The following is a 316-nucleotide window of genomic DNA, read 5'->3' as shown; positions in this document are numbered from 1 at the left end:
GAAAACACCAGGACGCCCGCGCCCAGGAGCGCGCCGGAGACAAGAAACAAGGCATAGCCCCACGCGGCGCTCAAGAAACCTGCGAGCCCGAGTCCCAGGAGCCCCGCAGCCAGCGCGAGCGGCACCGCCATGCGCGGCCGCTTCCATGGATGGCCTGCGGCGGCGGTGAGCGTTCCGGACACGGCGTTTTCCTTGAGCCCCCTCGGATGCCCGGGCCTACTTGGCGGTCCCTTTCGCCTTGGCCGCTTCCCGCTGGGCGTCGATTTCCAGCATCAGGCCGTGCAGCGCCTCGCTGCCGCCCTTCAGGTCCTTGTAC

General features: G+C 69.3%; 1 pseudogene. It reads right to left on the bottom strand.

From position 1 onward, the window contains the following. Positions 1–182 (bottom strand): annotated as a pseudogene (locus ACTFO6_RS18320) (hypothetical protein); the annotation flags it as partial. Between the last annotated feature and the right edge of the window lie 134 nt (positions 183–316).

The sequence above is a fragment of the Pelomicrobium sp. G1 genome (assembly GCF_051905455.1).
Lineage (GTDB): Bacteria > Pseudomonadota > Gammaproteobacteria > Burkholderiales > UBA6910 > Pelomicrobium.
Note: the sequence above shows the minus strand (reverse complement) of the source record. Positions and strands in the feature narration are given on the sequence as shown.